This is a genomic window from Desulfuromonas carbonis (assembly GCF_054658035.1).
Genome location: NZ_BAAHXR010000005.1, coordinates 113,382 through 127,625 on the forward strand (window position 1 = coordinate 113,382; position 14,244 = coordinate 127,625).

The window sequence follows — 14,244 nt, forward strand, 5'->3', positions numbered from 1 at the left end:
CCCGGGTTACGGCCACAGCAGCGGCCGTAGCAATGAAACTGCGACCTGTCGGCCGCAGCCGGATCAGGAGGAGATGGTTACCCGCTTGAGCAGGTCGAGTTCATCCAGCACCTTGCCGGAACCGATGGCAACGCAGGAGAGCGGGTCTTCGGCAATCACGACCGGCAGGCCGGTCTCTTCGCGCAGCAGCAGGTCGAGGTTGCGCAGCAGGGCGCCGCCACCGGCGAGCACGATCCCCTTGTCGACGATGTCGGCCGCCAGTTCCGGGGGGGTCCGCTCCAGGGCGATGCGTACCGCCTCGACAATGGCGTTGACCGGCTCGGAGAGGGCTTCGCGAATTTCGGTACTGTCGATGGTCAGGGTCTTGGGGATGCCGCTGACGAGGTCGCGCCCCTTGACATCCATGGTGCGTTCCTCGCCATCGGGGTAGGCGCTGCCGATCTCGATCTTGATCTGCTCGGCGGTGCGCTCACCGATCAGCAGATTGTACTTGCGTTTCATGTACTGCACCAGCGCCTCGTCGAGTTTGTCGCCACCAACGCGGACGCTCTTGGCGTAGACAATGCCGGCCAGGGAGATCACCGCCACCTCGGTGGTGCCGCCGCCGATGTCGACGATCATGTTCCCCGAGGCCTCGGTGATCGGCAGCCCGGCGCCGATCGCCGCCGCCATCGGCTCCTCGATCAGGTAGACTTCGCGGGCGCCGGCCGACTCGGCCGACTCCTTGACGGCGCGCTTCTCGACCTGGGTAATTCCCGACGGCACGCAGATGACGATACGCGGCCGGACCAGGTTCTTGCGATTGTGCACCTTCTGAATGAAGTAACGCAGCATCTCCTCGGTGATGTCGAAGTCGGCGATGACGCCGTCTTTCATCGGCCGGATGGCGACGATGCTCCCCGGGGTCCGGCCGAGCATCTTCTTGGCCTCCTTGCCGACCGCAAGGACCTTGCGCTGCCCCATGGCATCCTTCTGTACCGCAACCACCGACGGCTCGCTGACGACAATCCCTTTTCCCTTGAGATAGACCAAGGTATTGGCGGTTCCCAGGTCGATGGCCAGATCGTTGCTGAACATCCCCCAGATCGCGTTGAACAGATTAAACATCGGCGGTGGTCTCCTTTTGCCCGAGGGGCCTGGTTGGCTCCCGTCAGTGGCCGCTCACCCTATCAAAAAGTCTCCCGGTTTTCAAGGGATAAAAGGAAAAAGCTGTTGCATTTAAAACCTTGATTGTCTAACATGCGGCACTGTTTCCCGCACCTTAACCCCCCCCCGCAAAAGGAGCAAAAATCCCGATGCTTGACCTGATTCGCAAGAAGCAGAAAACGACGATCATCAAATTCGTCTTCTGGGCGATTATCGCCACCTTTGTCGGTACGATCTTCCTGGTTTGGGGCAAGGGCTCCGACCGCAGCAGCGGTGGCGACCCCAACCTCGCGGTGCAGGTCAACGGTGATCCGATCTCCTATGCGCAGTACCAGAACGTCTATCGCAACCTCTACCAGCTCTACCAGAGCATCTATCGCGAACAGTTTACCCCGACGCTGGAGAAACAGCTCCGCCTTCCGCAACAGGCCTACGACCAGGTGGTCGACCAGACCCTGCTGCTGCAGGAAGCCGACCATCGCGGCATCAAGGTGAGCAAGGACGAACTGGTCAAAAGCATTGCCGAAATCCCCGCCTTCCAGGAAAACGGCCAGTTCACCAAGGAGCGCTACCTCCAGGTCCTCAATTACCAGCGCCTCACCCCGGACGAGTTCGAGGGGATGCAGCGCAACCAGCTCCTCGGCGAAAAGGTGCGGGCCCAGCTGCAGGAAGGAGTTGCGGTCAGCGACGAGGAAATCACCGCCGACTACCGCAAGCAGAACGAGAAGGTCAACCTCGCCTTCGTGCGTCTCGCCCCGGCCCTCTTCGAGAGCCGCATCGAGGTCGACGACAAGGAGTTGCAGACCTATTTCGCCGAACATCGCGAAGAATTCCGCCTTCCCGAGGCAATCTCCTTGAGTTACCTGCGGTTCGTGCCGTCCCGTTACGCCAAGGATGTCGTCTTCGAAGAGGGCGACCTGGAAAAATACTATCGGCGCCACCTTGACCGCTTTGAAATTCAGGAGCAGGTCAAGGCCGCCCATATTCTGATCAAGGTCGATCAGAACAGTTCCCCGGAGCAGAAAACAGCCCGCCGCAAGCTGGCCGAGAAGGTCCTGGACGAGGCCAAGGCGGGCAAGGACTTTGCCGACCTCGCCCGTCGCTACTCGGATGATCCCGGCAGCGCCACCAAGGGGGGCGACCTCGGCTATTTCCCCCGCGGCGCCATGGTCAAGCCCTTCGAGCAGGCCGCCTTCAGCCTCAAGCCGGGCGAGCTCAGCGGCATTGTCGAATCGTCCTTCGGGTTCCACATCATCAAGTGCGAAGGTTACATCGAGGCCGGCATCAAGCCGCTGGCCGAGGTGACCGACGCCGTCAAGGAAGGTCTGCGCAGCGAGAAAGCGAGCCAGCTCGCCCTCGAAAAGGCGCTCGATGCCTACAACATCAACCGCAAGGGCGGGACGATCGAGGCGGCCGCCAAGGCGAGCGATCTCGAGGTGCAGACGACCGGTCTCTTCAGCCGCGACGAGGCCATCGACGGCCTCGGCAACGTCCCGGAAATCGCCGCCCAGGCCTTTGCCCTCGTCCCGGGCGAACTCGCCCGGCCGGTCGCCCTCGCCGACGGTGTGATTCTCTACAGTATCAAGGAGCGCCGCGAAAGCCGCCTCCCCGAACTCGCCGAAGTCCGCGAGCGGGTCATCAACGCCTACCGCCAGGCCCGCGCCGGCGACCTCGCCAGGCAAACGGCCGACGCTCTGCTCGCCGCTCTCAAGGAGGGGAAATCCCTCGCCACCCTGGCGAAAAAGGAGAACCTCAAGATCGAGGAGAGCGGTTCTTTCGCCCGCGCCTACGGCGACTTCGTGCCGCGCCTCGGCAGCAATCCCGAGATTGCCGCTGCCGCCTTCCAGCTGACCACGGCGGAACCGGTGGCGCCGGTCGTCTACGACCTCGACGGCCAATTCGTGGTGGTGACCCTCAAGAGCCGCGAGGAAGCGGACATGGACGCCCTCGACGCGACCAAGCGTGACGAAATCCGCGAAACCCTGCTGACCCGCAAGCGCAACGACGCCGTCACCGCCCGCCTCAAGGAGTTGCGGGAGAAAGCGGAGATCGTTATCGCACCTGCCCTCCAGTCTGAACTCGAAGGGAAATAACCGCCATGACCCAGATCGTGATGGAGACCGCTTTTCCCGATCTCAACCTTGTCAACCGTGGCAAGGTCCGGGATATTTATGACCTCGGCGAACACCTGCTGATCGTTACCTCGGACCGGATCAGCGCCTTCGACGTCATCATGGACCAGGGGATTCCCAACAAGGGGATCGTCCTGACCCAGATCTCCCGCTTCTGGTTCGAGCAGATGACCGATATCATTCCCAACCACATCGTGGCCATGGATGTCGACGACTTTCCGGCCGCCACCCACAAATACCGGGATCAGCTCGAAGGCCGCAGCATGCTGGTGAAAAAGGCCAAGCCGCTGCCGGTCGAATGCATCGTCCGTGGCTATGTCTCCGGTTCCGGCTGGAAGGACTACCAGAAGAGCGGCGCCATCTCCGGCATCCAGCTCCCCGCCGGGCTCCTCGAGAGCGCCCAGCTGCCGGAACCGATCTTCACCCCCTCGACCAAGGCCGAGCTCGGCGAGCATGACGAGACGATTTCCTTTGCCGAGACGGTCGCCCTCTGCGGCGAGGAACTCGCGACCCAGGTCCGCGACACCACCCTCGCCATCTACAACCGGGCCCGGCAACTGGCCGATGCCAAGGGGATCATCATTGCCGACACCAAGTTCGAATTCGGCATCTTCGACGGCAAGCTGCTCTGGATCGACGAGGCGCTGACTCCCGACTCTTCCCGCTTCTGGCCCAAAGACCGCTACCGCCCCGGTGGACCGCAGCCCTCTTTTGACAAGCAGTTCCTGCGCGACTACCTGGAGACCCTCGACTGGGGGAAAAAGGCGCCGCCGCCGCCGCTGCCGGCGGAGATCGTGCGCAAGACCGGCGAAAAGTACATGGAAGCCCTGACCCGGCTGACCGGCATCACTCTTTAAGTGACTATCCGACAGGCCGGAGCGCGCGCTCCGGCCTGTCGCTTTCACCCGGCCCGGTATCGCCATGAAACTGTCATCCCGCCTGCTCCTCCTTTTCTGCCTCCCCCTCCTCGCCGCCTGTCTTGCCGGAGCGCCCCCGCCCGACCCGGCAGCGGCGCTTCGGCATGCCGAGCGCGGCCAGGGGCTGATCGCCGCCAAGGACTACCGCGGGGCCGCCGCCGAGTTCGCCCAGGCCCAGGATCTTGCTCCGGACGAGGCAGGTTACGCGCTGACCCATGCCGACCTGCGTGAAGGCCTCGGCGAGGTTGACGCCGCCCGGGCCGCCTACCGGCAAGGCCTTGCCACCATCGCCAGTGACGATCCGCTGCGGCCGACGCTGACCTGGCGCCTCGCCCTCCTCGAACTCTTTCACCGCAACGCCCCCGGGGCTGCCGCCAGGCTCGGCAAGGGCCTTGCCGGCGACTCCTTTGAAGCGATCGACCTCGACGGGGCGCTGCGCCTGGGCCGGGGCGATACGGCCGGAGCGATCCAGCGCTTCCGCCAGGCTGAACCGCTCGCCGCCGACCCGGCGCAGGCCGCCTTCGCCCTCTACCACGCCTCCCTCGGCTACTGGCGCCAGGTTGACGACAGGGAGACCTTCCGCACCCTGCTGGAGGCGATCACCCAGGCGAGTGCGCGCGGCCTGATCCGGGATATCGAAGCCCACTTCAAGGTCATCAGCCCGCAACAGTAATCCTGCTCCAAGCGAATGCGGAGTCTCCATGCTGAATCGCCTCTTCCAGCTCGACCACCACGGCACCAGCGTCCGCACCGAACTGGTTGCCGGCCTCACTACCTTCCTCACCGGCGCCTACATCATCTTCGTCAACCCGGCGATCCTGGCACAGGCGGGGATGGACAAGGGCGCCCTGACCACCGTCACCTGCCTGGTGGCGGGGCTGGCAACCCTGCTCGTCGCCCTCTGGGCCAACGCGCCGCTGATGATGGCGCCGGGAATGGGGCTCAACGCCTTCTTCACCTACAGCCTGGTGCTCGGCCGGGGTGTCCCCTGGGAGACGGCGCTGGGGGTGGTCTTCCTCTCCGGCATCTTCTTCCTGGTGCTGACCTGGCTTGGCGTCCGCGAACGGATCGTCCGCGCCATCCCGATCTCCCTGCGCCTCGCCGCCTCGGTCGGCATCGGCCTCTTCATCGCCTTTATCGGGCTGCAGAACCTCGGCCTGGTGGTGCACAACGACGCGGTGCTGGTGCAGCTCGGTCGTTTTACGCCGCAGGCGCTGCTCGGCGTCCTCGGCCTGCTGCTCGCCGTGCTGCTGGAGATTCGCAAGGTGCGCGGCGCGATCCTGCTGGCGATCCTCGCCACCACGGTGGCCGGCATGGTCACCGGGCTCACCCCCTTTCCGACCGGCCTGGTCGCCGTACCGCCGTCGATCGCCCCCGTCGCGCTCCATCTCGACATTCTCGGCGCCCTGCAGATCTCCCTCTGGGCGAGCATCTTCTCCTTAATGTTCGTCGACCTCTTCGACAGCCTCGGCAGCCTGATCGCCGTCTGCCGTGAGGCCGGCATGACCGACAAGGATGGCAATATTCCCGGCCTGCCGCGGATGCTGACCGCCGACGCCATCGCCACCGTCGGCGGCGCCCTGCTCGGAACCAGCACCACCACCACCTACATCGAGTCGGCGAGCGGCGTCGCCGACGGCGGCCGCACCGGCCTGACCGGTGTCGCGACCGCCCTGCTCTTCCTCCTCGCCGCCCTCTTCACGCCGCTGATCGGCGCCGTTCCCGCCTTTGCCACGGCGCCGGCGCTGCTCATCGTCGGCATCTTCATGATGCGCGGCATCGGCCAGATCGATTTCTACAATTTCGAGGAAGGAGCCCCGGCGTTTCTGACCTTCATCCTCATGCCGCTGACCTACTCCATCACCACCGGTCTCGCCTTCGGCTTTCTCGCCCATGTCCTGCTCAAGCTCTTTCTTGGCAAGATCAGGGAGTGTGATCCCTTCCTCATCGGCGCCGCCCTCTTCTCCCTGGTCAGCCTGGTTCTCTGAGCCCGCCGACCGGGAATTTGGCGGGGATCCGGGGGATCGGATATTTGTTTAAAAAGCAGTTGACACCGGCAGCAGCTCTTTGCTATAAAGTGGCTCCGTCACAACGGGGCTATAGCTCAGCTGGGAGAGCGCTTGAATGGCATTCAAGAGGCCGGCGGTTCGATCCCGCCTAGCTCCACCAAAGAAATCAAGGGGTCAGCGGCTACGCTGACTCCTTTTTCTTTTCCAGCCGAACATACCCCCGACTACATTCAGATGCCATGTTTCGTTGATTTCGGCAGGCAGTCGCCACCGTTCCCTGCCGGGAGGAGGATCGATGGACCGCCAAGCGTCTCCCCTCGTCGACCTGCTGTTGAGCCAGGTTCCAGCCGATGGCAGCAGTATCGGTAACCATGCTCTGGAACAGGCCTTCCACCATGCCGCCGCCACTGCCAAAATAGAACTTTTTACCGGTGAATTCGATCGCTTGAGAGAGGAGCTGATCCAAACGGGCGTCCTCATGCGTGGCAAAGGCCGGGGCGGTTCTGTCCGCTTGACCCAACCGACCACCGAATTCAGCCTGCAGATGCAGGAAGCGCCCCAGGAACCTGCCACTTCTCGCCCCACCCCCAAACCATCCACCGCCCCGGCCGCCAGGACCTCCCGCAAAACGGGCGATTCTGTCCAAGTCCTCGCCTACCGCCATCTCGACAGCCGCAAAAACAATCCCGAAGTCGGCATGGTCAGCGAAGCTACCGACCCCGCCAATCCTCCGACCGCCTGGAGTTACGATCCCCATCTCGATCCGGCCCTGCAATTCGACGTCGGGCGTTCCGCCATCGAAAGACTGATCGACGATGCGCTCGCTTCTGGCGACGACGCCAGCATGCGCGCAGCCCTCGAAGAGCTGAGGCGGCTGCAGTCGCCCTACCTCGCCTGGACCGGCAAGGCCGAGCGCACCAGCTTCGAGGTCGATACCGTTTCACTGCACGTGCACGAGCGCATCGACCCGATGAGCATCCTTTCCGCCGTGCGCAAGCAGCTCAAGGAAGGCCGGGCCGGCAAGGTCAAGCCGATGGTGCAGGCCGGGCTCTTCGAGGCCCCCTTCGAAAGTCTGCCGCTGCGCGACGCCATCGACTTTTACCAGCACGAGCGCGGTTGGGCCAACCGGCTGGTGGCCGGCGATTCGCTGCTGGTGATGAACTCGCTGCTGCAGAAGGAGGGCATGGCCGGGCAGGTGCAGATGATCTACATCGACCCGCCCTACGGCATCAAGTACGGCTCCAACTTCCAGCCCTTCGTCGGCAAGCGCGACGTCAAGGACCGCAAGGACGAGGACCTGACCCAGGAACCGGAGATGATCAAGGCCTTCCGCGATACCTGGGAGCTGGGGATTCACTCCTACCTGACCTACCTGCGCGACCGGCTGCTGCTGGCAAAGGAGTTGTTGAGTGAGTCGGGGAGTGTGTTTGTGCAGATTTCGGATGAGAATCTGCACCATGTGCGTGAGATTTGCGACGAGGTTCTAGGTCTCAATAATTTCGTAGGGATTGTTGCATTCCGAAAAACAACGGGTCAATCAGGCGACTTCCTTCCAGACACAAACGATTATCTCGTTTGGTATGCGAAAAACCGAAGTAAGGCAAAATTCCGAACGCTATATCAGGAACGTATCGGATTCGATTGGGTAAATTACGACTATGTGGCCGATAAACACGGCCTCCATCGCAAAATGTCGAAAAAGGAGCGCAAAGATCCAACGCCTCTGCTAAATCATGGTTGCCGAATATACAGGCGGTCGCCGCTAACTTCGGCATCGAGTAGTGAATCGACATTGGTGGAATTTCCCTTTCAGGGGCAAGTATTTACCCCAGGGAAAGGTGGATGGAAAACTAATTATCAGGGGTTGTCACGCCTTGACCTTGCGGGCCGTTTGGAATCATACGGTACAACACTCTCGTTTCGCCGATATACAGAGGATTTCCCTTATTTCCCTTTCTCGAACGCCTGGACAGATACGGCGAGTGGTGGTTACGGAGCCGATAAAGTATATGTGGTTCAAACAAATGAAAAGGTTATCGAACGTTGCCTCCTCATGACCACCGACCCCGGCGACCTGGTGCTCGACCCGACCTGCGGCTCGGGCACCACCGCCTTTGTTGCTGAAAAGTGGGGTCGGCGTTGGATCACCTGCGACACCTCGCGGGTGGCGGTGACCCTGGCCAAGCAGCGGCTGATGACCGCCAGCTTCGACTATTTTGAGCTGAAGTACCCCCACGAAGGGCTCAAGGGGGGCTTCATCTACAAGACCATCCCCCACGTCACCCTCAAGTCGATCGCCAACAACCCGGAGATCGACGAAATCTACGCGCGGATGCACCCGGCCATCGAGACGGCACTGGGGGAGTTGAACGCGGCCGGTGTAGGGGCGCAGCATGCTGCGCCCCTACGGGAATGGGACGTCCCCTTCGATTTCCCTGCCGACTGGCCGGAAGCCGCCCGCAAACCCTTCGACGCCTTCCACAAGGCCCGGCAGGCGATGCAGACGCAGATGGACCGCTCCATCGCCGCCCACGCCGATCAGGAAATCCTTTACGACCAGCCGCAGCCGGACAAGAACAAGCTGCGCATTACCGGCCCGTTCACCGTGGAGGCGGTCCCCTTTCCGACGGTCCTCTCCCTCGACGAGGCCAAGCCGGCGGCAGAGGCCGACGTCGCCATCGCCCGCTCGGGAGAGTCGTCCCGCCAGCACCAGTGGCGCGACGAGCTGCTGAAGACCGGCATCCGCGGTAAAGGGGGGCAGATGCTCCGCTTCGCCGAGCTGGAGACCCTGCCCGGCACCCGCTATCTGCACGCCAGCGGCCACCTCGATTCGGGCGAGCGGGTCGTCATCTCCTTCGGCCCCGAGCACGCGGCGCTGGAGCAGCGTCAGGTGGAGCTGGCCCTGCGCGAGGCGGGGGAGCTCTTCCCGCTGCCGAAGATGATCGTCTTCTGCGCCTTCGCCTTCGACCCCGAAGCGGCCAAGGACATCGACCAGCTCAAGGGGATCACCGCCCTGAAGGCGCAGATGAACACCGACCTGCTCACCGAAGACCTCAAAAAGGCCCGCTCCAGCAACCAGAGCTTCTGGCTGATGGGGCAGCCCGACGTCGAGGTGCGCAAGCGCAAGGACGGCAGGTACGAGGTCGAGGTCAACGGCTTCGACTACTTCGACACCGCCAAGGGGGAGTTGGTCTCCGGCGGCAAGAAGAAGATCGCCCTGTGGCTGCTCGACACCGACTACGACGAGCGCTCCCTCTTCCCGCGGCAGGTCTTCTTCCCCCTGGCCGGCGGCAAGGAGGGGTGGTACAAGCTGAAGAAGGACATCCGCGCCGAGCTGAACGAGGATCTGCTCAATCAGTACCACGGCACCGTCTCCCTCCCCTTCGAGGCCGGCGACAACCGCAAGGTGGCGGTGAAGATAGTCGATGACCGGGGGATCGAGAGTTTGAAGGTTATTGCGTTGGAGGATTAGGCGATGCGTATTGAATCGATTCGGCTGAAGAATTTCCGAGCTTTCAAGGATGTCACCTTAAAGGAAATTCCACCCTTTTGCGTTCTCGTCGGCGCCAACGGTACGGGGAAGAGTACCCTCTTTTCTGTCTTCGGTTTTCTGCGTGATGCGATGACCACCAACATTACAGCTGCTTTGGGACGGCTCGGTGGCAGCCGGGGCTTTCAGGAGGTGCGCACCCGCGGCTGTGATGGCCCTATCGAAATCGAGTTGAAAATTCGTGCTGATCTTGGGCGCAAGGCTTCCAACCTCATTACCTACAGTCTCTCCATTGGCGAGCGTGATGGTCGACCCGTGGTGGCCCGTGAAATCCTCAAATATCGGCGGGGTAGCGGTGGTCAACCATGGCACTTTCTCGATTTCAGCCTGGGACAGGGAGAGGCGGTTACCAATGAGTTGGAAAAAGTCAAAGATGTCAAGGATCTGGTCCGCGAGACACAGACGCTGAAGAGCCCAGATATTCTGGCGATTAAAGGTCTGGCGCAATTCGAGAGATTCCCCGCCGTAGTGGCCCTGGGCAACCTGATCGAAAACTGGCACTTGTCCGATTTCCATATCAGTAAGGCGCGACCAGAACAGGAGGCGGGTTATGCCGAGCATCTGTCGCGCGAGGGTGAGAACCTATCGCTGGTGATCGAATACCTCTATAAGCATCATCCGCAGATGTTCGAAACTATCAGAGAGAAGCTCAAGGCTCGGGTGCCAGGGATCACCAACGTTGAAGCAAAAACCACGGAAGAAGGGCGCGTCTTGTTGAAGTTTCAGGATGGGGCCTTTGAAGACCCCATTTTGGCCAGATACATTTCGGACGGCACAATCAAAATGCTGGCATACCTGACGCTTCTTTATGATCCCGACCCGCATCCGCTGCTGTGCGTGGAAGAGCCGGAAAATCAGCTTTATCCCTCCTTGCTCTGGGATCTTGCCGAAGAATTCAGGACCTATGCCGAACGCGGTGGGCAGGTGTTTGTCTCGACCCATTCCCCTGACTTCTTGAATGCCGTTGCTTTGGACGAAGTGTTTTGGCTGGAGAAGAGAGACGGATTTACCCAGGTTCATCGGGCCAAGGACGACAAACAGCTGGCGGCCTTCATGGCGGATGGCGACCAGATGGGCTACCTCTGGAAAGAAGGCTTGTTCAGGGGGGCGAATCCAAAGTGACCACCTTGGTTTTTCTGCTTGAGGAGCCATCGGCCCAGGATGCGCTGGAGGGTTTGTTGCCTCGCCTTCTGCCTGCCGGCATCACCGTTGAATATCTGGTTTTCGAGGGGAAACAGGACCTTGAGAAACGCATGGGGCGGCGAATGCGAGGATGGCTCAAGCCCGACACTCTTTTTGTCGTTCTGCGCGACCAGGATAGTGGTGACTGTCGGGTGATCAAGCAAAATCTTGCCGAACGCTGCCACGAGGCCGGGAGACCTGATGCCTTGGTTCGCATCGCCTGTCGCGAGCTGGAGTCGTGGTTCATTGGGGATTGGGAAGCGGTCGGAGATGCCTTTGGCATTGCCAAGTTGAAAGCTCTTGCCGCCAAGGCAAACTATCGGCAACCGGACAATCTTGGCAGCCCGGTGACTGAACTGCGGAAGTATCTGCCGATGTATCAGAAACGCGATGGCGCCCGGCGTATCGGTCATCATCTCGAAGTGCAACGCAACACCTCCAGAAGTTTTCAGGTTTTTGTAGAGGGGATTCAGCGGCTGACCGCAGGTGTCAACCCATGACCGCCCCCACCTCCCTCATCATCAATACCCCCTATGAAGCCCCCGCCCAGCACTGGCAGCAGGCCGCCGACGGCACGCTGTCCCTGGCATCAAGCCGCCGCCCGGCCGGCTACGAGATCATCGACTTGCGCTACAATACCCGGCGCACCGAGCCGCTGGAATTGGTCAACCGCATTCGCGAGCGGGTCGATGCCTGGCGGGCGGCCGACTATCCCGGCATCACCAGCATCACCCGGCGGCTGCTGGAACACTGGCACGACCGCAGCGCCCGGCAGTTTCCCTTCTACTTCTGCCAGCTTGAAGCGATTGAAACCCTGATCTGGTGGGTCGAGGCGGCGCCGGAACACAAGCAGGGGATTCACATTCCCGGCGATGGCGGCGCATGGGAGAGGCTGTGCAGCAAGATGGCGACGGGAAGCGGTAAGACCACGGTGATGGCGATGGTCATCACCTGGCAGACCCTCAACGCGCTCACCTACCCCAAGCGCAACAAGGAGTTCTCCCGCGCAATCTTCATCGTCGCCCCGGGAATTACCGTCAAGGAGCGGTTGCGGATGCTCTACCCCGGCGAACCGGACAACTGCTACGATCAGTTCGAGCTCTGCCCTTCAGAAGCGTTGCGGCAGAAGTTGAACCAGGTCGAGCTGCTGGTCGAGAACTGGCATACCCTGATGCCGCTCAAGCAGACCGACCGCTCGGTGGTGAAAAAGGGGCCAGAGAGTGACGAGGCCTTCACCCGGCGGGTGCTTGGCAAGCTGGCCGGCTACAAGGACCTGGTCATCATCAACGATGAGGCCCATCATGCCTATCGAGTGCCGGCCGAGGCTAAGATCAGCAAAAAGCAGGCGGCCGAGCAGGGGATCGACCTCGACGAAGCGACCCGCTGGATCGAAGGGCTCGACCGGCTGCACAAGACCCGGCGTATCCAACGCTGTTTCGATCTCTCCGCGACCCCCTTCGCCCCCACCGGCAAGGCGAGCAGCGAAGCCGGACTGTTCAGCTGGATCCTCTCCGACTTCGGCCTGAACGACGCTATCGAAGCCGGGCTGGTCAAGACTCCGCGGGTGGTCATCCGCGACGATGCCCTGCCCAACACCAGGGACTATCGCTCCAAGCTCTATCACATCTACCGCGAAGCGGAGGTCGCAGAGGACCTCAACCGGAAGGCCGAGCCCCATGAGCCGTTGCCGAAGCTGGTGAAGGATGCCTATTCGCTGCTCGGGGCCGACTGGCGCGAGACGCTGAAACAATGGCGTGATGCCGGCCACACCTCGCCGCCGGTGATGCTTACGGTCTGCAATCGCACCGAGACGGCGGCGCGGATCGAGCACTACTTCAATCAGGGGGATGTCCTCTGGCCGGAACTTCATGCCCCGGTACGCACGCTGCGCGTCGATTCAAAAGTTCTCGACAAGGCGGAAATCGGCGAGACGGCTTCCAGCGACAAGGATTACGAAGCGCGTCTACAGGAGATCGTCGTAGCGGCGACCATCCCCGAAGCCCGCAAGGAGAGGCTGCTCGCCCTGAAAAAGGAGGAGCTGCTGCGGGAGATCGTCGACAATGTCGGCAAGCGTGGAACTGCGGGACAGGATTTGCAGAAGGTGATTTCTGTGGCAATGCTCTCGGAAGGCTGGGACGCCAAAAACGTCACCCACATCATGGGATTGCGTGCCTTCACCAGTCAGCTGCTGTGCGAGCAGGTGATTGGCCGGGGACTGCGGCGGGTCAACTACGACACCGATGACAACGGCCGGTTTCTTCCCGAATACGTCAACATCTTCGGCGTGCCGCTGTCGATCTTCCAGGATGTCGGCGCGGGCGGCGAGGCTCCGCCGCCACCAAAGCCGAGCACCCAGATCGAAGCCTTGCCGGAACGTGCCGGGCTGGAAATCCGCTGGCCGAACGTGCTGCGTATCGATACCGTGGTGCGCCCCACGCTGGTTGTGGACTGGGACCAAGTTGATGTGCTCACTCTCGACCCGGCGAGGACGCCCATTTCGGCCGATCTGGCCCCGGCGCTTGGAGGCGCGGCCGATCTGGGCAAGGTCACCAAGATCGATCTGGAGAAACTGCCGGAAGGATTCCGTTTGCAGCGCCTGATCTTTCAGGCCGCCCGCAAGGCGTTCAGCACCTTGCGGGGGAACTACGGTGGGAGGGAGGAGTTCCTGGTCTACCAGTTGATCCGGCTGGTGGAGGAATTCTTGGCCTCGGACCGGCTCGACATTCCCTCGCTCTATCATCAGGAGCCCCTGCGCAAGCGCATCCTTTATGCTCTCAACATCGATGAGATTGTTCAGCACCTTCTTCGCTTTGTCTCCGAGCAGAATCAGGAGCGGCTGGAACCGGTCTTCGACGAGGAAGCCCCGCTTGGCTCGACGGCAGCGATGCGTACCTGGTACACCACCAAACCCTGCCACCCGACCCGTAAGTCGCAGATCAGCCACATGGTCGCCGACAGTGGCTGGGAGCAATACGCCGCCAACCTGCTGGAGTCGAGCGACAAGGTGTTGGCTTACGCCAAGAACGACCATCTTGGGTTTCAGCTACATTATCTCTGGAACGGGTCCCGGCGGCGGTTCATCCCGGACTTTCTGATTCGCTTGGCCAGCGGCAAGACCCTGGTGCTGGAGATCAAGGGGGAAGATTCGGAGCAGAACCGCACCAAGCGGGCCGCACTCGACACCTGGGTCAAGGCGGTCAACGCTAAGGGCGGCTTTGGGACCTGGTGCTGGGATGTGGCGTTTGAACCGCACCAGATTCAGGACATATTGAGCCGACACAATTCCTCTGTTCCGTAACTACCCCACT

At 61.7% G+C, this 14,244-nt stretch carries 9 protein-coding genes and 1 tRNA gene; 9 read left to right on the top strand and 1 reads right to left on the bottom strand.

Going from position 1 to position 14,244, the window contains the following annotated elements; all coding sequences use genetic code 11:
* Positions 1-63: 63 nt before the first annotated feature.
* Positions 64-1,107 (bottom strand): rod shape-determining protein, encoded by a 1,044-nt coding sequence (locus ACYQ8E_RS18055; RefSeq protein ID WP_066727874.1) that lies wholly within the window; start codon positions 1,105-1,107, stop codon positions 64-66.
* Positions 1,108-1,295: 188 nt separating this feature from the next.
* Here ACYQ8E_RS18055 and ACYQ8E_RS18060 point away from each other — a divergent pair, with 188 nt between their 5' ends.
* From ACYQ8E_RS18060 to ACYQ8E_RS18100, 9 genes are all read left to right on the top strand, one after another.
* Positions 1,296-3,239: a SurA N-terminal domain-containing protein gene (locus ACYQ8E_RS18060; RefSeq protein ID WP_459861724.1), complete on the top strand. Its 1,944-nt coding sequence runs from the start codon at positions 1,296-1,298 to the stop codon at positions 3,237-3,239.
* Positions 3,240-3,244: 5 nt separating this feature from the next.
* Positions 3,245-4,135, top strand: coding sequence for a phosphoribosylaminoimidazolesuccinocarboxamide synthase (locus tag ACYQ8E_RS18065; RefSeq protein ID WP_066727876.1), 891 nt, complete (start codon positions 3,245-3,247; stop codon positions 4,133-4,135).
* 64 nt (positions 4,136-4,199) lie between these two features.
* Positions 4,200-4,868, top strand: coding sequence for a tetratricopeptide repeat protein (locus tag ACYQ8E_RS18070; RefSeq protein ID WP_459861727.1), 669 nt, complete (start codon positions 4,200-4,202; stop codon positions 4,866-4,868).
* Between the two features lie 28 nt (positions 4,869-4,896).
* Positions 4,897-6,183 (top strand): NCS2 family permease, encoded by a 1,287-nt coding sequence (locus ACYQ8E_RS18075; protein WP_459861730.1) that lies wholly within the window; start codon positions 4,897-4,899, stop codon positions 6,181-6,183.
* A 105-nt stretch (positions 6,184-6,288) separates the two neighbouring features.
* A tRNA-Ala gene (locus ACYQ8E_RS18080) sits at positions 6,289-6,364 on the top strand.
* 135 nt (positions 6,365-6,499) lie between these two features.
* Complete coding sequence (locus ACYQ8E_RS18085; RefSeq protein ID WP_459861732.1) at positions 6,500-9,676, top strand: site-specific DNA-methyltransferase; 3,177 nt, start codon at positions 6,500-6,502, stop codon at positions 9,674-9,676.
* 3 nt (positions 9,677-9,679) lie between these two features.
* Positions 9,680-10,876, top strand: coding sequence for an AAA family ATPase (locus ACYQ8E_RS18090; protein WP_459861734.1), 1,197 nt, complete (start codon positions 9,680-9,682; stop codon positions 10,874-10,876).
* Positions 10,873-11,436 carry a DUF4276 family protein gene (locus ACYQ8E_RS18095; protein WP_459861736.1) on the top strand — a complete coding sequence of 188 codons (564 nt, stop codon included), beginning with the start codon at positions 10,873-10,875 and terminating at the stop codon, positions 11,434-11,436. Before ACYQ8E_RS18090 ends, ACYQ8E_RS18095 begins: the two co-directional genes overlap by 4 nt.
* The gene (locus ACYQ8E_RS18100; protein ID WP_459861738.1) at positions 11,433-14,234 is read left to right on the top strand and encodes a BPTD_3080 family restriction endonuclease; all 2,802 of its coding nucleotides are present in this window, start codon (positions 11,433-11,435) and stop codon (positions 14,232-14,234) included. Before ACYQ8E_RS18095 ends, ACYQ8E_RS18100 begins: the two co-directional genes overlap by 4 nt.
* The last annotated feature ends 10 nt before the right edge of the window (positions 14,235-14,244 follow it).